Source organism: Streptomyces sp. NBC_00207 (genome assembly GCF_045160965.1).
In the GTDB taxonomy this organism is placed as follows: Bacteria; Actinomycetota; Actinomycetes; order Streptomycetales; family Streptomycetaceae; genus Streptomyces.
Map to the genome: position 1 here is coordinate 2,359,665 of NZ_CP130715.1, position 18,381 is coordinate 2,378,045.

Below are 18,381 nucleotides of genomic sequence, written 5' to 3' on the forward strand. Positions count from 1 at the left end.
GCTTACAGACCGGCGGCCGCGCGCAGGGCGTCGACGCGGTCGGTGCGCTCCCAGGTGAAGTCCGGCAGCTCACGGCCGAAGTGGCCGTAGGCGGCGGTCTGGGCGTAGATCGGGCGCAGCAGGTCCAGGTCGCGGATGATCGCGGCCGGGCGCAGGTCGAAGACCTCGCCGATCGCGTCCTCGATCTTCTGGACCTCGACCTTGGCGGTGCCGAAGGTCTCCACGAAGAGACCGACGGGCTCGGCCTTGCCGATCGCGTACGCGACCTGGACCTCGCAGCGCGAGGCGAGACCGGCGGCGACGACGTTCTTGGCGACCCAGCGCATCGCGTACGCGGCGGAGCGGTCGACCTTGGACGGGTCCTTGCCGGAGAAGGCGCCGCCACCGTGGCGGGCCATGCCGCCGTAGGTGTCGATGATGATCTTGCGGCCGGTCAGGCCGGCGTCGCCCATCGGGCCGCCGATCTCGAAGCGGCCGGTCGGGTTCACCAGCAGGCGGTAGCCCTCGGTGTCGAGCTTGATGCCGTCCTCGACGAGCTGGGCCAGCACGTGCTCGACGACGAACTCGCGGATGTCCGGGGCGAGCAGCGAGTCCAGGTCGATGTCCGAGGCGTGCTGCGAGGAGACCACGACGGTGTCCAGGCGCACGGCCTTGTCACCGTCGTACTCGATGGTGACCTGGGTCTTGCCGTCGGGGCGCAGGTACGGGATGGTCCCATTCTTGCGGACCTCGGACAGCCGGCGGGAGAGCCGGTGCGCGATGTGGATCGGGAGCGGCATGAGCTCGGGGGTCTCGTCGCAGGCGTAGCCGAACATCAGGCCCTGGTCGCCGGCGCCCTGCTTGTCGAGCTCGTCCTCGTCGCCCTCGACCCGCTTCTCGTAGGCGGTGTCGACACCCTGCGCGATGTCCGGGGACTGGGCGCCGATGGACACCGACACGCCACAGGAGGCGCCGTCGAAGCCCTTCTTCGAGGAGTCGTAGCCGATCTCGAGGATCTTCTCCCGGACGAGCTGCGCGATCGGCGCGTAGGCCTTCGTCGTCACCTCGCCGGCGATGTGCACGAGACCGGTGGTGATGAGGGTCTCCACGGCCACGCGCGAGGTCGGGTCCTCGGAGAGGAGCGCGTCGAGGATCGTGTCGCTGATCTGGTCAGCGATCTTGTCGGGGTGGCCCTCGGTCACGGACTCCGAGGTAAACAGACGACGGGACACAACGCTCCCTGGGGTTGCAGCGGCTGCTGGCTGATCATTTGGCGGAACCACATCGGGGGCTGCGCCCGATCACGTTCCTTATGCAGTTTATCGGTCGCCACCGTTTCCGGGACCACCCGTCTCGCCTTATGGGAGCCGTGTGACCTGCGGCACCTCATTCTGACCCACGGAGGTGATCAGGAGAAGGGCAATCGGCTCAGGCGCGTCGCGGCTGCAGCCGGACGGCCACCTGATCCCAAATGGCTTCAGCCAGCGCCTCCTTCGGTCCATAGGGCACCTGAATCTCCGGCCCTTCAGAGGCCAGGATGACAGCCTCGTTCTCCTCGGAACCGAAGGTTCGCGCCTCGCCGACCTCATTCACGACGAGAAGATCACATCCCTTGCGAAGGAGCTTGGCCCGGCCGTTGGCCAAGACGTCGTCGGTCTCGGCGGCGAACCCCACCACCACCTGCCCGTCCCGGGCCCGGTCGGCCGAGATCTCGGCGAGAACGTCCGGATTCCGCACGAGGGCGACCGGCGCGGGATCCTGCCCGTCCTTCTTCTTGATCTTTCCGCCCGCGTACTCGGCGGGCCGGAAGTCGGCCACGGCGGCGGCCATCACCACGACGTCGGCGTCCGCGGCCGCCTCGAGCACGGCCTCCCGCAGCTGCACGGCCGTCCCCACCCGCACGACGTCCGCCCCGGCCGGGTCGGCCAGCGCGGTGTTGGCGGCCACCAGGGTGACGCGGGCCCCGCGGGCGACGGCCGTACGGGCGAGCGCGTAGCCCTGCTTGCCGGAGGAGCGGTTGCCGAGGAAGCGGACCGGGTCCAGCGGCTCCCGCGTGCCGCCCGCACTGATCACCACGTGCCGCCCCACGAGGTCCGGCTCGTCCACGCCGCGCGCCAGGACCCTGCGGCACACCTCGTAGATCTCCGCCGGGTCGGGCAGCCGCCCCTTGCCGGTGTCCTTGCCCGTGAGCCGGCCGACGGCGGGCTCGATGACGAGGGCGCCGCGCCGGCGCAGGGTGGCCACGTTCTCCTGGGTGGCGGGGTGCTCCCACATCTCGGTGTGCATGGCGGGGGCGAAGACCACCGGACATCGCGCGGTGAGCAGCGTGTTCGTGAGCAGGTCGTCGGCGAGCCCGTGGGCGGCCTTCGCCAGCATGTCGGCGGTGGCCGGGGCGACGACGACGAGGTCGGCGGACTGCCCGATGCGCACGTGCGGCACCTCGTGGACGGTCTCCCACACCTCGGTGGAGGCCGGGTTCCCGGACAGGGCGGCCCAGGTCGCCTCGCCGACGAAGTTCAGGGAGGCCGCGGTCGGCACCACCCGCACGTCGTGGCCGGACTCGGTCAGCAGGCGGAGCAGCTCGCACGACTTGTAGGCGGCGATCCCGCCGCTGACCCCCAGCACGACCTTCGGCTTACCCACCACGCACTCCCCTTCGAGCCTTGTCCACGTTCACCGTCGCTCCCCATGACACACCACAGGCCCGGCAGATGTTCTGCCGGGCCTGTGGTGAAAGGATTTCTCGCGCCTTACTGGGCCGGGGCCTCGATGGCCTCGGAGGTCAGCAGACCCGCGTTGATCTCGCGCAGCGCGATCGAAAGCGGCTTCTCGTGGACGTGGGTGTCCACCAGCGGGCCGACGTACTCCAGCAGGCCCTCACCGAGCTGCGAGTAGTACGCGTTGATCTGACGCGCGCGCTTGGCCGCGTAGATCACGAGGCTGTACTTCGAGTCTGTGGCCTCGAGCAGCTCGTCGATCGGCGGGTTGATGATGCCCTCGGGCGCAGTGATGGAAGAGGACACGCTCTACCTTCCGAAGAATGTGGGAAAGATCGAATCGATCAAGATCCGCTCGATCATGAAAAATCGACCAACGAATCAGACGACTTCCATCAAGGCTAGCAGCTCACGCGCCACGTCCTCGACGGAGGTGTTGACCAGGGTGGTGTCGAACTCCGACTCGGCAGCGAGCTCGATCTTGGCGGAGGCGAGCCGGCGCTCGATCACCTCGGCCGATTCGGTGCCGCGGCCGGTGAGCCGGCGGACCAGTTCGTCCCAGCTCGGCGGTGCCAGGAAGACGAGCTGGGCGTCGGACATCGACTCGCGGACGAGCCGTGCGCCCTGGAGGTCGATCTCCAGCAGTACCGGCTCGCCGCTGTCCAGGCGTTCCAGCACCGCGCCGCGCGGTGTGCCGTAGCGGTTGCCCGCGAACTCGGCCCACTCCAGCAGCTCGCCGTTGGCGATCAGCTTGTCGAACTCGTCGTCATTGACGAAGAAGTAGTGGACTCCGTGTCGCTCACCGGGCCGCGGCTTGCGGGTGGTGGCCGACACCGAGAGCCATACCTCGGGGTGAACCTTGCGCATATGCGCGACGACCGTGCTCTTGCCGACCCCTGAGGGGCCGGAGAGCACGGTCAGCCGCGGACGAACCTCTGCTGCCATAGAGCGATTATCCAGGTTCTCGGGACTGCCTGAGAACGCCGGGAGAACTTCAGTCGACGCCTTAGGCGCCGGTGCTGCCGAACTCGCGCTCCAGAGAGGCGATCTGGTTGGAACCGAGACCTCGGACACGCCGGGACTCGGAGATGCCGAGACGCTCCATGATCTGCTTGGCGCGCACCTTGCCCACGCCGGGCAGAGACTCCAGCAGGGCGGAGACCTTCATCTTGCCGATGACGTCGTTCTCCTGGCCCGTCTTGATGACCTCTTGGAGCGAGGCGCCGGAGTGCTTGAGTCGATTCTTGACCTCGGCCCGCTCCCGGCGAGCCGCGGCGGCCTTTTCGAGCGCGGCTGCGCGCTGTTCAGGGGTAAGGGGCGGAAGAGCCACGCCTACGTCACCTCGGATGTCGAACTGTCGGATACGGACCGGTGGGCAGCCCGAAGGCACCACACCTGGCGAGCTCCCGAACAGCGATGGAAACGCGTTCGCTGCACGTTCACTCTGCTCGGAGACTAGCGGCCAACACCGCTCCAGTCAGCGAGAACGGACGAAAAGTCCTGGTCAGCCTCCACTGAACCGTACATCACGGACAAAATACCTCTGTTTTGTCCGATGAAGAGCGTTCGAGTTTCGCCAAGAAGTGCGAGAGGCCGCGCCGCAAGAGACGCGGGCGGCCTCCACGGACGGTCGATTACGCGGTGACGGCCTCGCCGATCTCGTCGGCGAACCGGCGCGCGGAGTCGCGCAGCGCCGTGACGTCCGGGCCGTGCTTCAGGACGCCCCGCGACACGTTCGGGACGACGTTGCGCACGGCCTTGCCGAACACCGCCGGCAGATCCGCCGCCGTCGCGCCCTGCGCGCCGATGCCGGGGGCCAGCAGCGGCCCGTTGATGTCCAGGTCGAAGGAGGACAGGTCGCCCAGCGTGGCACCGACCACCGCGCCGAAGGACCCCATCGGAGCGGCGTCCGCGTTCTCCGCCGCCAGGTGCGCCAGCATCGTCGCGCCGATGGTCCGGCCGTCCTCCCGGACCGCCCGCTGGACCTCCGCGCCCTCCGGGTTCGAAGTCAGGGCGAGCACGAACAGGCCGGCCCCCGAGGCGCGGGCCAGGTCCACCGCGGGCTTCAGCGAGCCGTAGCCCAGGTAGGGGGAGACCGTCAGCGCGTCCGAGAACAGCGGCGAGGCCGGGTCGAGGAAAGCAGAGGCGTACGCGGCCATGGTCGAGCCGATGTCGCCCCGCTTGGCGTCCATGACGACCAGGGTCCCGGCCGCCCGGGCGTCCGCCACGGTCTGCTCCAGTACGGCCACGCCCCTGGAGCCGAACCGCTCGAAGAAGGCCGCCTGCGGCTTGAAGACCGCCACCGACTCCGCGAGCGCCTCCACGACGGTGCGGGAGAACCGCTCCAGGCCCGCGATGTCGTCGGACAGGCCCCACTGGGCCAGCAGCTCGGCGTGCGGGTCGATGCCCACGCACAGGGGTCCGCGGGTGTCCATCGCCTGGCGCAGGCGGGTGCCGAACGGGGTCACAGGGCTCACTTCGCGGCCTTTCGGGTCTCGGCGCCCACCGCTTCGGCGAGCGTCGCGTACGGGCTGACGGCCAGGCGCGCGGCCAGGCCCTTGTGGATGGCGCGGGCGTAGCAGGGGCCCTCGTAGATGAAGGCGCTGTAGCCCTGGATCAGCGTGGCGCCGGCCAGGATCCGCTGCCAGGCGTCCTCGGCGTTCTCGATGCCGCCGACCCCGACCAGGACCAGCCGGTCCCCCACACGGGCGTACAGGCGGCGCAGGACCTCCAGCGAGCGCTCCTTGACCGGGGCGCCGGACAGTCCGCCGGTCTCCTTCACGAGGGACGGGGAGGACTTCAGGCCGAGCCCCTCCCGCGCGATCGTGGTGTTCGTCGCGATGATGCCGTCGAGGCCCAGCTCCAGGGCCAGGTCGGCGACCGCGTCGACGTCCTCGTCGGCCAGGTCGGGGGCGATCTTGACCAGCAGCGGGACCCGGCGGTCGGTCACGGTGCGGTCCGCGGCCTCCCGGACGGCCGTGAGCAGCGGCCGCAGCGACTCGGTGGCCTGGAGGTTGCGCAGGCCCGGGGTGTTCGGCGAGGAGACGTTCACGACGAGGTAGTCGGCGTGGCGGGCGAGCCGCTCGGTGGAGGCGACGTAGTCCGCCACCGCCTCTTCCTCCGGCACGACCTTCGTCTTGCCGATGTTGACGCCGACGACCGTCTTGAAGACGGGCCGGCGGGCCGCCAGGCGGTCCGCCACGGCCGCGGAGCCCTCGTTGTTGAAGCCCATGCGGTTGATCAGCGCGCGGTCCGGCACGAGGCGGAACAGCCGCTTCTTGGGGTTGCCGGGCTGCGGCTCGGCCGTGACCGTGCCGATCTCGACGTGGTCGAAGCCAAGCATCGACATGCCGTCGATGGCCACGGCGTTCTTGTCGAAGCCCGCCGCGAGGCCGAAGGGGCCGTGCATGCGCAGGCCGAGGGCCTCGGTGCGGAGCTCCTCGTGGCGGGGGGCGAGGTAGGCCGCCACGAAGGTGCGCAGCACGGGGGTGCGGGCCGCGAGGCGGATCCAGCGGAAGGCCGTGTAGTGGGCCTTCTCGGGGTCCATCCGCTTGAAGACCAGGTTGAAGAAGAGTTCGTACATCGTCGAGAGGATCCCTCTGCGCTCATGGAAAGGGGGACACCCGTCGTGAAACCGGTGTCCCCCCTCCCGTTTCCGGGCTGTACGGGTTGTACGGACTGATCAGTCGCGGGCCGCGGTCAGGTGCTCCGCGTGCTCCTGGAGGGAGCGCACGCCCACGTCGCCGCGGTTGAGCGCGTCGATGCCCTGGACGGCCGCGGCGAGTGCCTGGACCGTGGTCAGGCAGGGGACGCTGCGGGCCACGGCCGCGGTGCGGATCTCGTAGCCGTCGAGGCGGCCGCCGGTGCCGTACGGGGTGTTGACGATCAGGTCGACCTGGCCGTCGTGGATCAGCTGGACGATGGTCTTCTCGCCGTTCGGGCCCTCGCCCTCGCTGAGCTTGCGCACCACGGTGGCGTTGATGCCGTTGCGGCGCAGCACCTCGGCGGTGCCGGAGGTGGCCATCAGCTCGAAGCCGTGGGCGACGAGCTCGCGCGCCGGGAAGATCATCGAGCGCTTGTCGCGGTTGGCGACGGAGATGAACGCCCGGCCCTTGGTGGGCAGCGGGCCGTAGGCGCCGGCCTGCGACTTGGCGTAGGCGGTGCCGAAGACGGCGTCGATGCCCATGACCTCGCCGGTGGATCGCATCTCGGGGCCGAGGACGGTGTCCACGCCGCGGCCGTGGATGTCGCGGAAGCGCGACCACGGCATGACGGCCTCCTTGACGGAGATCGGCGCGTCGATCGGCAGGGTGCCGCCGTCGCCGGTCTTCGGCAGCAGGCCCTCCTCGCGCAGCTCGGCGATGGTGGTGCCGAGCGAGATGCGGGCGGCGGCCTTCGCGAGCGGGACGGCGGTCGCCTTCGAGGTGAAGGGGACGGTCCGGGAGGCGCGCGGGTTGGCCTCCAGGACGTAGAGGATGTCGCCCGCCATCGCGAACTGGATGTTGATCAGGCCGCGGACGCCGACGCCCTTGGCGATGGCCTCGGTGGAGGCGCGCAGGCGCTTGATGTCGTAGCCGCCGAGGGTGATCGGGGGCAGCGCGCAGGCAGAGTCGCCGGAGTGGATGCCGGCTTCCTCGATGTGCTCCATGACGCCGCCGAGGTAGAGCTCGTGGCCGTCGTAGAGGGCGTCGACGTCGATCTCGATCGCGTCGTCGAGGAAGCGGTCGACCAGCACGGGGCGGGTCGGGGAGATCTCGGTGGACTCGGCGATGTACGACTCCAGCCGGGCCTCGTCGTAGACGATCTCCATGCCGCGGCCACCGAGCACGTAGGACGGGCGGACGAGGACCGGGTAGCCGATCTCGTCGGCGATGGCCTTCGCACCCGTGAAGGTGGTGGCGGTGCCGTGCTTGGGGGCCGGCAGGCCCGCCTCGGCGAGGACCTGTCCGAAGGCGCCGCGGTCCTCGGCGGCGTGGATGGCCTCGGGCGAGGTGCCGACGACGGGCACGCCGTTGTCCTTGAGCGCCTGGGCGAGACCCAGGGGGGTCTGGCCGCCGAGCTGGACGATGACACCGGCGATGGGGCCGGCCAGCGACTCGGCGTGGACGATCTCCAGCACGTCCTCGAGCGTCAGCGGCTCGAAGTACAGGCGGTCGGAGGTGTCGTAGTCGGTGGAGACGGTCTCCGGGTTGCAGTTGACCATCACGGTCTCGTAGCCGGCGTCGCTGAGCGCGAAGGAGGCGTGGACGCAGGAGTAGTCGAACTCGATGCCCTGGCCGATGCGGTTCGGGCCGGAGCCCAGGATGATGACCGCGGGCTTGGTGCGCGGCGCGACCTCGGACTCCTCGTCGTACGAGGAGTAGAAGTACGGGGTCTTCGCGGCGAACTCGGCGGCGCAGGTGTCGACCGTCTTGTAGACCGGGCGGACGCCGAGGGCGTGCCGGACCTCGCGGACGACGTCCTCGCGCAGGCCGCGGATCTCGGCGATCTGGGCGTCGGAGAAGCCGTGGCGCTTGGCCTCGGCGAGCAGCTCGGGGTAGAGCTTGTCGGCCGCCGTCAGCTCGTCCGCGATCTCCTTGATGAGGAAGAGCTGGTCGACGAACCAGGGGTCGATCTTCGTGAACTCGAAGACCTCTTCCTGGGTGGCGCCGGCGCGGATGGCCTGCATGACGGTGTTGATGCGGCCGTCGGTCGGGCGGACCGCGGTGCGCAGCAGCTCGTCCTTGTCGCCCGGGTCGCCGACGAAGGTGAACTGCGAGCCCTTCTTCTCCAGGGAGCGCAGGGCCTTCTGGAGCGCCTCGGTGAAGTTGCGGCCGATGGCCATGGCCTCGCCGACCGACTTCATGGTGGTGGTGAGGGTGGCGTCGGCGAGCGGGAACTTCTCGAAGGCGAAGCGCGGGGCCTTGACGACGACGTAGTCGAGGGACGGCTCGAAGGAGGCCGGCGTCTTCTCGGTGATGTCGTTGGGGACCTCGTCGAGCGTGTAGCCGATGGCCAGCTTGGCGGCGATCTTGGCGATCGGGAAGCCGGTGGCCTTGGAGGCGAGCGCCGAGGAGCGCGAGACGCGCGGGTTCATCTCGATGACGATGACGCGGCCGTCGGTCGGGTCGATCGCGAACTGGATGTTGCAGCCGCCGGTGTCGACGCCGACCTCGCGGATGATCGCGATGCCGATGTCGCGCAGCCGCTGGTACTCGCGGTCGGTCAGCGTCATCGCCGGGGCGACGGTGATCGAGTCGCCGGTGTGGACGCCCATCGGGTCGAAGTTCTCGATGGAGCAGACGACGACGACGTTGTCCTTGGTGTCGCGCATCAGCTCCAGCTCGTACTCCTTCCAGCCGAGGATGGACTCCTCCAGGAGCACCTCGGTGGTCGGGGAGAGCGTGAGGCCCTGGCCGGCGATGCGGCGCAGCTCGTCCTCGTCGTGGGCGAAGCCGGAGCCGGCGCCGCCCATGGTGAAGGAGGGGCGCACGACGACGGGGTAGCCGCCGAGGGTGTCGACGCCCTTGATGACGTCGTCCATGGAGTGGCAGATGACCGAGCGGGCGGACTCGCCGTAGCCGATCTTGGCCTTGACGGCTTCGACCACGCCCTTGAAGAGGTCGCGGTCCTCGCCCTTGTTGATGGCCTCGACGTTGGCGCCGATGAGCTCGACGCCGTACTTCTCCAGCACACCCTGCTCGTGCATGGAGATCGCGGTGTTGAGCGCGGTCTGGCCGCCGAGGGTCGGGAGGAGCGCGTCGGGGCGCTCCTTCGCGATGATCTTCTCGACGAACTCGGGGGTGATCGGCTCGACGTACGTGGCGTCGGCGATCTCCGGGTCGGTCATGATCGTCGCGGGGTTGGAGTTGACCAGGATGACCCGCAGGCCCTCGGCCTTGAGGATGCGGCAGGCCTGGGTGCCGGAGTAGTCGAACTCGGCGGCCTGTCCGATGACGATCGGGCCGGAGCCGATGACCAGGACGGACTGGATATCGGTGCGCTTAGGCACGCTCGGCCTCCATCAGGGATACGAAGCGGTCGAAGAGGTACGCGGCGTCGTGCGGGCCGGCAGCCGCCTCGGGGTGGTACTGGACGGAGAAGGCCGGCTGGTCGAGCAGCTGGAGGCCTTCGACGACCTGGTCGTTCAGGCAGACGTGGGAGACCTCGGCGCGGCCGTAGGCGGTCTCCGAGACCTTGTCGAGGGGCGCGTCGACGGCGAAGCCGTGGTTGTGCGCGGTGACCTCGACCTTGCCGGTGGTGCGGTCCTGCACCGGCTGGTTGATGCCGCGGTGGCCGTACTTCAGCTTGTAGGTGCCGAAGCCGAGCGCGCGGCCCAGGATCTGGTTGCCGAAGCAGATGCCGAAGAGCGGCGTCTTGCGCTCCAGCACGCCCTGCATGACGGCGACGGGGCCGTCGGCGGTGGCCGGGTCGCCCGGGCCGTTGGAGAAGAACACGCCGTCCGGGTTGACCGCGTACACGTCCTCGACGGTGGCGGTGGCGGGCAGCACGTGCACCTCGATGCCGCGCTCGGCCATCCGGTGCGGGGTCATGCCCTTGATGCCGAGGTCGACGGCGGCGACGGTGAAGCGCTTCTCGCCGATCGCGGGGACGACGTACGCCTCCTTGGTGGCGACCTCGGCGGAGAGGTTCGCGCCCTTCATCTGCGGCTGCGACTGGACCTTGGCCAGCAGGGCCTCGTCGCGGATGCCCGTCCAGGCGTCGCCGGAGAAGATGCCGACGCGCATGGCGCCGCGCTCGCGCAGGTGGCGGGTCAGGGCGCGGGTGTCGATGCCGCAGATGCCGACGACGCCCTGCTTGACCAGCTCCTCGTCCAGCGAGCGCTGCGAGCGCCAGTTGGAGGGGACGCGTGCGGGGTCGCGCACGACGTAGCCGGCCACCCAGATGCGGGAGGACTCGGGGTCCTCGTCGTTGACGCCGGTGTTGCCCACGTGCGGGGCGGTCATCACGACGACCTGCCGGTGGTACGACGGGTCGGTGAGGGTCTCCTGGTATCCGGTCATGCCGGTGGAGAACACGGCCTCGCCGAAGGTCTCCCCCACAGCGCCGTAGGCACGGCCGCGGAAGATCCGACCGTCCTCCAGGACGAGTACGGCGGGAGCTTTGGCTGCTCCCCTGGTGGAGGTCGTCATCGTTCGGCGCCTTCCGTCGTGATGGATGAGTTCATGAGATTGATGGCTTCGACCCAGGCGGCGTGTTCGGCCGCGCGGTCGGAGCGGAATCCGGAGTCGATCAGCTTGTCGCCGTGCGCCCAGGTGACGACGAGCAGACCGCCCTCGGTGAGTACCTTGCCCGCGATTCCCTTGTCGAGGCGGGCGCCGCGCAGCTGCGCGGCCGGTACGAAGAAGTCGTTGGCCCCCGGTCGGACCACATCGAGGCCCGCATCGGTGAGCGTGAGCTCGACCCGGCTGCGCAGGCCCAGACCATGGGCGACGATCCGGTCGAGCCACTGCCCGGCGGTGGTGGACCCGTGGTACCGGCCGGTCAGGGCCAGCCGGTGCTCGGGAAGACCGTCGGGGGCGGCGGGCAGCTCCGGCAGATCGTTCTGCAGAGCGCCGCGCCATTTCCAGCCCTGCCGCATCAGCCAGTACACGAACGCGATGAAGACGATCAGGCCGATCACCCACGCCATGCGGGCACCGAAGCTGGTCACCTCCGCCGACTGTCGTTCGGCGGCCTCGGCGGCCAGTTGGATTACTGCAGGTGTCACGCCAGTTTCCCGTCCACGACCGTTGCCCGGCCCCGCAGGAAGGTGTGAGTGACGCGCCCCGGCAGCTCACGGCCCTCGTAAGGCGTGTTGCGGCTGCGGGAGGCGAAGTGTGCGGGGTCCACGACACCACGGTACGAGGTATCGACCAAGGTCAGGTTCGCGGGTTCACCTGCCGAGACGGGACGGCCGTGGTTCTCCAGGCTGCCGATGCGCGCCGGGGCGAAGGACATCCGCTCGGCGACGCCCGCCCAGTCGAGCAGTCCGGTCTCCACCATCGTCTGCTGGACGACGGAGAGCGCGGTCTCCAGGCCGACCATGCCCATGGCGGCGGCGGCCCACTCGCAGTCCTTGTCCTCGTGCGGGTGCGGGGCGTGGTCGGTGGCGACGATGTCGATCGTGCCGTCGGCGAGCGCCTCGCGCAGGGCGAGCACGTCGCGCTCGGTGCGCAGCGGCGGGTTGACCTTGTAGACCGCGTTGTACGAGCGCACGAGCTCCTCGGTGAGGAGGAGGTGGTGGGGGGTGACCTCGGCGGTGACGTCGATGCCGCGGGACTTGGCCCAGCGGACGATCTCGACGGAGCCGGCGGTGGAGAGGTGGCAGATGTGGACGCGGGATCCGACGTGCTCGGCGAGGAGGACGTCGCGGGCGATGATCGACTCCTCGGCGACGGCCGGCCAGCCGCCCAGGCCGAGCTCGGCGGAGACGATGCCCTCGTTCATCTGGGCGCCCTCGGTGAGGCGGGGCTCCTGGGCGTGCTGGGCGACGACGCCGCCGAAGGCCTTCACGTACTCCAGGGCGCGGCGCATGATCACGGCGTCGTCCACGCACTTGCCGTCGTCGGAGAAGACGGTGACGCGGGCTGCGGAGTCGTGCATGGCGCCCAGCTCGGAGAGCTGCTTGCCCTCCAGGCCGACGGTGACGGCGCCGATGGGCTGCACGTCGCAGTAGCCGGACTCCTTGCCCAGGCGCCAGACCTGCTCGACGACGCCGGCGGTGTCGGCGACCGGGAAGGTGTTCGCCATCGCGAACACGGCGGTGTAGCCGCCGGAGGCGGCGGCGCGGGTGCCGGTGAGGACGGTCTCGGAGTCCTCGCGGCCGGGCTCGCGCAGGTGGGTGTGCAGGTCGACGAGGCCGGGGAGGAGGACCTGGCCCTCCGCCTCGATGACGTGGACGTCCTCGGCGGAGAGGTTCAGACCACTCCAGTCGATTTCGCCCTGCCGGGCGGTGGCGGCGATGGTCTCGCCGTCGATCAAGACGTCCTGCGCCTCGCCGCCGAGTACCTTCGCGCCACGGATAAGGATCTTGCTCATGGTTACTTGCTCTCCTCGGTGCGCGCGGCGGGGGTGGTGGTGACGGCGGGCTCGGAGCCTCCGAGCAGCAGGTACAGGACGGCCATCCGGGTGGAGACGCCGTTGGCGACCTGCTCGACGGCCGTGCAGCGGTCGGAGTCGGCGACCTGGGCGGTGATCTCCATGCCGCGGTTCATCGGGCCGGGGTGCATCACGATGGCGTGCTCGGGCATCTTCGCCATGCGGTCGCCGTCGAGCCCGTACCGGCGGGAGTACTCGCGCTCGGTCGGGAAGAAGGCGGCGTTCATGCGTTCGCGCTGCACACGCAGCATCATCACCGCATCGGACTTCGGCAGCACCTCGTCGAGGTTGTACGAGACCTCGCAGGGCCAGGTCTCGACGCCGATCGGGACGAGCGTGGGCGGGGCCACCAGGGTGACCTCGGCGCCGAGGGTGTGCAGCAGGTGGACGTTGGAGCGGGCCACGCGGCTGTGCAGGACGTCGCCGACGATGGTGATCCGGCGGCCGTTCAGGTCCTTGCCGAGGCCGGCGTCGCGGCCGACCAGGCGGCGGCGCATGGTGAAGGCGTCCAGCAGGGCCTGGGTGGGGTGCTCGTGGGTGCCGTCGCCGGCGTTGACCACGGCGGAGTCGATCCAGCCGGAGGTCGCGAGCCGGTAGGGGGCGCCGGAGGCGTGGTGGCGGATGACGACCGCGTCGGCGCCCATGGCCTCCAGCGTCAGCGCGGTGTCCTTCAGGGATTCGCCCTTGGAAACGGAGGAACCCTTGGCGGAGAAGTTGATGACGTCGGCGGAGAGCCGCTTGGCGGCCGCCTCGAAGGAGATCCGGGTGCGGGTCGAGTCCTCGAAGAAGAGGTTGACGACCGTGAGACCGCGCAGGGTGGGCAGCTTCTTGATCGGCCGGTCCGCGACGCGGGCCATCTCCTCGGCGGTGTCGAGGATCAGGACGGCGTCGTCGCGCGTGAGATCGGCGGCCGAGATGAGGTGGCGCTTCATCTGGATGGCTCCGTAGGTCGGGAGGGCAGGCAGGCGGACTGACGGGCAGAGTGCGGGCGGGCAGGGCAGGCCTCGGCACGGCCCCCCGTCGGGGGCCGTTGCGTGTAAGGGCTACAGCCCTGCTGCCTGGGCGGTCCGCTGGCCGAGCAGCACGGCGTCACGGCCGTCCTCCTCCTGGAGCTGGACCTTGACGGTCTCCCGCAGCGACGTGGGGAGGTTCTTGCCGACGTAGTCGGCGCGGATCGGCAGTTCGCGGTGGCCGCGGTCGACGAGGACGGCGAGCTGCACGGCGCGCGGGCGGCCGAGGTCGCCGAGGGCGTCGAGCGCGGCGCGGATGGTGCGGCCGGAGAAGAGCACGTCGTCGACGAGGACGACGAGGCGGCCGTCGAGGTCGTCGCCGGGGATCTCGGTGCGGCCGATCGCGCGGGCGGGCTTCATCCGCAGGTCGTCGCGGTACATGGTGATGTCGAGGGAGCCGACCGGGATCTTCGTGCCGGTGATCTCTTCGAGCTTGGCGGCCAGCCGGCGGGCGAGGTACACGCCGCGGGTGGGAATGCCGAGGAGCACCACGTCGTCGGCGCCCTTGGCGCGTTCGACGATCTCGTGGGCGATGCGGGTCAGGACCCGCGCGATGTCCTGCGCTTCGAGTACGGGGCGCGTGGAATCGGAGTGCTGCTGAGTGTCCATGAAAAGGACCTCCTTCTCCGCCTCACGGGACGGACCTTAAAGGACGTCTGATGTACGTGTCCCACGGTACCAGGGTGCGGCCGGTCGTCGGGCACCGACCTGGTGCGCAGGGGCTCTCACGGGGCTGCTGGGGCCCCTCTTGAGGGGGCGGTGAAGACCATTCGGCTTGACGCATCCAAGTAACGCTGCGTAACCTCACAGTGAGTTACCAGCCGCGCGGCGGAGCCGCACGTGGTCAATGTCGTCACAGCGTCCATGTCGTCACAGCGTCACAGCGTCCGGGAGCGTTATGTCCAGCGAATACGCCAAACAGCTCGGGGCCAAGCTCCGCGCCATCCGCACCCAGCAGGGCCTTTCCCTCCACGGTGTCGAGGAGAAGTCCCAGGGCCGGTGGAAGGCCGTGGTGGTCGGGTCCTACGAGCGCGGGGACCGCGCCGTGACCGTCCAGCGCCTTGCCGAGCTGGCGGACTTCTACGGGGTTCCGGTGCAGGAACTGCTGCCGGGCACGACTCCCGGCGGGGCTGCCGAGCCGCCGCCGAAGCTGCGCCTCGACCTGGAGCGCCTGGCGGGCGTTCCGGCCGAGAAGGCCGGCCCGCTGCAGCGTTACGCGGCGACGATCCAGAGCCAGCGCGGCGACTACAACGGCAAGGTGCTGTCGATCCGCCAGGACGACCTGCGCACCCTGGCCGTGATCTACGACCAGTCCCCCTCGGTCCTCACCGAGCAGCTGATCAGCTGGGGCGTGCTGGACGCGGATGCGCGCCGTGCCGTGGCGCACGAGGACATCTAGTCCCCGGTTCCAGGACCAGCAGAAACGTTACCGGCGGGTGCCGGGAACCCGAGAGGGTTCCCGGCACCCGCCGGTTTTCGTTGTCCCGGAAAAGCGGAGGGGCCGCAGCGCGTGCGCTGCGGCCCCTCCGCTGTGCCGAACCGCCGGAGGCTACTCGCGGCGCAGGCTCGGCTTCAGGTCCTTGAACCGGGCCAGCAGCCCGTTCACGAACGAGGGCGACTCGTCCGTCGAGAATTCCTTGGCCAGCTGGACGGCCTCGTCGATGGCCACGGCGTCCGGGGTGTCGTCCACCCAGATCAGCTCGTAGGCACCGAGCCGCAGGATGTTCCGGTCGGCGACCGGCATGCGGTCGAGCTCCCAGTCCACGGCGTAGGTGACGATCAGGTCGTCGATGCGGTTCACCTTGTCGGCGTACCCCTCGACGAGATCCATCGTGAAGGCGCTGACCGGCGGCTGCCGGTCGTCCGACCGCGAGTGGCGGATCCAGTCCGCGAGGACCTCGCGCACGGGCACGTCGCGCTGGTCCGCCTCGAAAAGGATCTGGAAGGCGCGCTTGCGCGCATTGCTCCGAGCAGCCACGGGTTAGTTGCTCTTCCGGCCGAGGTAGTCGCTGGTGCGGGTGTCGACCTTGACCGTCTCGCCGGTGGTGATGAAGAGCGGGACCTGGATCTCGTAGCCGGTCTCCAGCGTGGCGGGCTTGGTGCCACCGGTGGAGCGGTCGCCCTGGACGCCCGGGTCGGTGTGCTGGATCTTGAGCTCGACCGCGGCCGGGAGCTCGACGTAGAGCACCTCGCCCTCGTGCTGGGCGACGGAGGCGGTGAAGCCCTCGATCAGGAAGTTGGCGGCGTCGCCGACGGCCTTGCGGTCGACCATCAGCTGGTCGTAGGTGTCCATGTCCATGAAGACGAAGTAGTCGCCGTCCATGTACGAGAACTGCATGTCGCGGCGGTCGATGGTGGCCGTGTCGACCTTGACGCCGGCGTTGAAGGTCTTGTCGACGACCTTGCCCGAGAGCACGTTCTTGAGCTTGGTGCGCACGAAGGCCGGGCCCTTGCCGGGCTTGACGTGCTGGAACTCGACGACGGACCAGAGCTGGCCCCCGTCGAGCTTCAGCACCATGCCGTTCTTGAGGTCGTTCGTGGAAGCCACGGTTGCGGAATCTCCTGCACTGGAAGACCACGGGTGCGCGCACAGCCCGGCAGAGCGGGCTAGAGCGCGAGCAGCTCCTTGGTCGTAATGGTGAGTAGCTCGGGACCGCCGTCCGCCTCGGGGCGTACGACGAGCGTGTCATCGATCCGGACACCTCCCCGGCCCGGGAGGTGAACCCCCGGTTCGACGGTGACCGGCACGCAAGCGTCCAGTTTACCCATTGCCGTAGGTGCAAGCTGCGGGTCCTCGTCGATTTCGAGGCCCACGCCGTGTCCGGTCCACGGAGCGAGGGCTTCCGAGTGGCCCGCGGAGTCCAGGACGGAGCGTGCGGCATGGTCCACGTCGCGGTACGCGGCACCGGGCAGCAGGGCCTCGCGGGCCGCCCGCTGGGCGGTGAACACGAGGTCGTACAGCGCGATCTGCCAGTCCGCGGGGCTGGTTCCGATGACGAAGGTCCGGCCGATCTCGCACCGGTAGCCGCGGTAGTTGGCGCCGAGGCAGACCGAGAGGAAGTCACCCTCCTCCACCCGGCGGTCGGAGGGCCGGTGCCGGGAGCGGCCCGAGTGCGGGCCGGTGCCGACGGAGGTCGGGAAGGCGGGACCGTCCGCCCCGTGGTCGACGAGCCGCCGCTCCAGCTCCAGGGCGAGGTGGCGTTCGGTGCGTCCCACGAGGATGGATTCCAGCAGCTCGCCGAGGGCCTGGTCGGCGATCTCGGCGGCGATCCGCAGGCAGGCGATCTCCTCCTCGTCCTTGACGAGGCGCTGCTGCTCCACCGCGGTCCCGAGGTCGGCGAGGCGCAGTTTGGGCGCCACCGAGCGCAGGGCCCGGTGCCGGCCGACGGTGAGGTGGTGTTCCTCCACCGCGAGGGAGTCGGCCCGTACGCCGGCGGCCATGTCGGCGGCCGCGACGGCCGGGTCGGCGCCCGGGTTCCCCAGCACGGAGACCCTCAGGTGCTCGTCGAGGCGCCCCTCGTCCGCCTCGCCGGTGGGCGCGCCGGAGCAGAACATCACGTCTTCGGTGGGCCCGACCAGCAGTACGGCGCCGAGCGGGGACGCTCCGGAGAGGTAGCGGACGTTCGCCGGACGCGTGATCAGCGCGGCGGCGTTCCCCGCGGCGGCGCATCGGTCGCGAAGCAGGCCCCGGCGGGCGGCGTACACGTCTGACATGTCTTCGAGCGTACGAGCGCCCCGCGGATCCGGCCTGGTGAGCGCGTCCGGACGGGGCGCGGCCGGCCGCCCCTACTGCCCTGTCAGGGCCCGGGCCAGCACCTCGTCCAGGGCGCGTGCCGTGCCCTCGACGTCGAGTTGGGAGTTGTCGATGATGGGCAGGCCGGAGCCGTACCAGCCGGCCATCCGGCCGTGGATCCGCGCGACCTCCTCGTCGGAGAGGCGGCGGTTGCCGGAGCGGTGCGCGTTGCGCTCCAGGACGATCTCCAGGCCGGGCAGCAGCACCACCGGCAGCAGCGTGGGCCCCACGTGCCTCTTCCAGCCGCCCAGCCCGACCACGGGCCGGTCGGGGAAGACGGCGTCGTCCAGGATGCAGGAGATCCCGTTCGCCAGATAGTTGCGGGCGGCGAAGCCGCAGGTCCGGCGGGCGAGCCGGTACTGGGCCTCGGAGTGCTCGTTCCAGCCCGCCTGCGGGTCCGCGAAGCCCGAGCACACCCACTCCCGGACGTCGTCCAGGCTGATGTGGGCCGTCGGCACGGGCCGGGTGCCGGCCCAGTGCCGCGCGACGGTGGTCTTCCCCGCGCCGGCCGGGCCGATCAGCAGGACGGCGAGCACGGCCGCTCCGGTCCCCGCCACCGCGGGCGGCAGCGGGATGTGCCCGGTGGCCTCCGGCACGGGTGGCACCGAGTACGGGGGCGGCGGGGGCTGGTGCCCGGGCTGCGGCCGGGGCGCGCCCGGCCAGCCCTGCGCCGGGGGTATGGGCGGCTGCGGGGGCGCCGCCGGGTGGTGTCCCGGCTGTCCCCAGCCCGCTCCCCCGCCCCCCACTCCTTGGTGCATCCGCTGCCACTCCGTCTCGTTCCGGCGACTGATGCGAGAACGTT

18 protein-coding genes are annotated in these 18,381 nt (G+C 70.2%); 1 reads left to right on the forward strand and 17 read right to left on the reverse strand.

What is annotated here, in order from left to right; genetic code table 11:
- Nucleotides 1–2: 2 nt before the first annotated feature.
- The 13 genes from metK to pyrR all read right to left on the reverse strand — a co-directional run bounded on the left by metK (nt 3) and on the right by pyrR (nt 14,395).
- Nucleotides 3–1,211: a methionine adenosyltransferase gene (gene metK / locus OG472_RS11300; RefSeq protein ID WP_079404387.1), complete on the reverse strand. Its 1,209-nt coding sequence runs from the start codon at nt 1,209–1,211 to the stop codon at nt 3–5.
- 196 nt (nt 1,212–1,407) lie between these two features.
- Nucleotides 1,408–2,622: a bifunctional phosphopantothenoylcysteine decarboxylase/phosphopantothenate--cysteine ligase CoaBC gene (gene coaBC, locus OG472_RS11305; RefSeq protein ID WP_401609422.1), complete on the reverse strand. Its 1,215-nt coding sequence runs from the start codon at nt 2,620–2,622 to the stop codon at nt 1,408–1,410.
- 107 nt (nt 2,623–2,729) lie between these two features.
- Nucleotides 2,730–3,002, reverse strand: coding sequence for a DNA-directed RNA polymerase subunit omega (rpoZ, locus tag OG472_RS11310; protein WP_004948662.1), 273 nt, complete (start codon nt 3,000–3,002; stop codon nt 2,730–2,732).
- A 75-nt stretch (nt 3,003–3,077) separates the two neighbouring features.
- Entirely contained in the window at nt 3,078–3,641 is a 564-nt protein-coding gene (gmk, locus tag OG472_RS11315; protein WP_361764747.1) for a guanylate kinase, read from the reverse strand.
- A gap of 61 nt (nt 3,642–3,702) precedes the next feature.
- Nucleotides 3,703–4,026, reverse strand: coding sequence for an integration host factor (locus OG472_RS11320; protein WP_030008746.1), 324 nt, complete (start codon nt 4,024–4,026; stop codon nt 3,703–3,705).
- A gap of 304 nt (nt 4,027–4,330) precedes the next feature.
- On the reverse strand, nt 4,331–5,173 hold the full coding sequence (gene pyrF / locus OG472_RS11325) for an orotidine-5'-phosphate decarboxylase (protein WP_401609419.1): 843 nt from the start codon (nt 5,171–5,173) through the stop codon (nt 4,331–4,333).
- On the reverse strand, nt 5,170–6,279 hold the full coding sequence (locus OG472_RS11330; protein WP_401609417.1) for a quinone-dependent dihydroorotate dehydrogenase: 1,110 nt from the start codon (nt 6,277–6,279) through the stop codon (nt 5,170–5,172). The genes pyrF and OG472_RS11330 overlap by 4 nt, the downstream gene beginning before the upstream one ends.
- A gap of 99 nt (nt 6,280–6,378) precedes the next feature.
- Nucleotides 6,379–9,687 (reverse strand): carbamoyl-phosphate synthase large subunit, encoded by a 3,309-nt coding sequence (gene carB / locus OG472_RS11335; RefSeq protein WP_401609414.1) that lies wholly within the window; start codon nt 9,685–9,687, stop codon nt 6,379–6,381.
- Entirely contained in the window at nt 9,680–10,828 is a 1,149-nt protein-coding gene (carA, locus tag OG472_RS11340; protein ID WP_401609411.1) for a glutamine-hydrolyzing carbamoyl-phosphate synthase small subunit, read from the reverse strand. Before carA ends, carB begins: the two co-directional genes overlap by 8 nt.
- The gene (locus OG472_RS11345; RefSeq protein ID WP_401609408.1) at nt 10,825–11,406 is read right to left on the reverse strand and encodes a hypothetical protein; all 582 of its coding nucleotides are present in this window, start codon (nt 11,404–11,406) and stop codon (nt 10,825–10,827) included. Before OG472_RS11345 ends, carA begins: the two co-directional genes overlap by 4 nt.
- Nucleotides 11,403–12,716, reverse strand: a complete 1,314-nt coding sequence (locus OG472_RS11350) for a dihydroorotase (RefSeq protein ID WP_401609405.1) — start codon at nt 12,714–12,716, stop codon at nt 11,403–11,405. Before OG472_RS11350 ends, OG472_RS11345 begins: the two co-directional genes overlap by 4 nt.
- 2 nt (nt 12,717–12,718) lie before the next feature.
- The gene (locus OG472_RS11355; protein WP_401609402.1) at nt 12,719–13,708 is read right to left on the reverse strand and encodes an aspartate carbamoyltransferase catalytic subunit; all 990 of its coding nucleotides are present in this window, start codon (nt 13,706–13,708) and stop codon (nt 12,719–12,721) included.
- 111 nt (nt 13,709–13,819) lie between these two features.
- On the reverse strand, nt 13,820–14,395 hold the full coding sequence (gene pyrR / locus OG472_RS11360; protein ID WP_405941374.1) for a bifunctional pyr operon transcriptional regulator/uracil phosphoribosyltransferase PyrR: 576 nt from the start codon (nt 14,393–14,395) through the stop codon (nt 13,820–13,822).
- A 289-nt stretch (nt 14,396–14,684) separates the two neighbouring features.
- Here pyrR and bldD point away from each other — a divergent pair, with 289 nt between their 5' ends.
- Nucleotides 14,685–15,185: a transcriptional regulator BldD gene (gene bldD, locus OG472_RS11365; protein ID WP_007263032.1), complete on the forward strand. Its 501-nt coding sequence runs from the start codon at nt 14,685–14,687 to the stop codon at nt 15,183–15,185.
- 150 nt (nt 15,186–15,335) lie between these two features.
- On the opposite strand, the gene nusB is transcribed toward bldD, so the two are convergent.
- From nusB to OG472_RS11385, 4 genes are all read right to left on the reverse strand, one after another.
- Nucleotides 15,336–15,764: a transcription antitermination factor NusB gene (nusB, locus tag OG472_RS11370; RefSeq protein WP_319721152.1), complete on the reverse strand. Its 429-nt coding sequence runs from the start codon at nt 15,762–15,764 to the stop codon at nt 15,336–15,338.
- Nucleotides 15,765–15,767: 3 nt separating this feature from the next.
- On the reverse strand, nt 15,768–16,334 hold the full coding sequence (efp, locus tag OG472_RS11375) for an elongation factor P (protein WP_030706328.1): 567 nt from the start codon (nt 16,332–16,334) through the stop codon (nt 15,768–15,770).
- 59 nt (nt 16,335–16,393) lie between these two features.
- Nucleotides 16,394–17,500, reverse strand: a complete 1,107-nt coding sequence (locus OG472_RS11380) for a M24 family metallopeptidase (protein WP_405941375.1) — start codon at nt 17,498–17,500, stop codon at nt 16,394–16,396.
- Nucleotides 17,501–17,572: 72 nt separating this feature from the next.
- Complete coding sequence (locus OG472_RS11385) at nt 17,573–18,337, reverse strand: AAA family ATPase (RefSeq protein ID WP_401609395.1); 765 nt, start codon at nt 18,335–18,337, stop codon at nt 17,573–17,575.
- Nucleotides 18,338–18,381 lie beyond the last annotated feature (44 nt).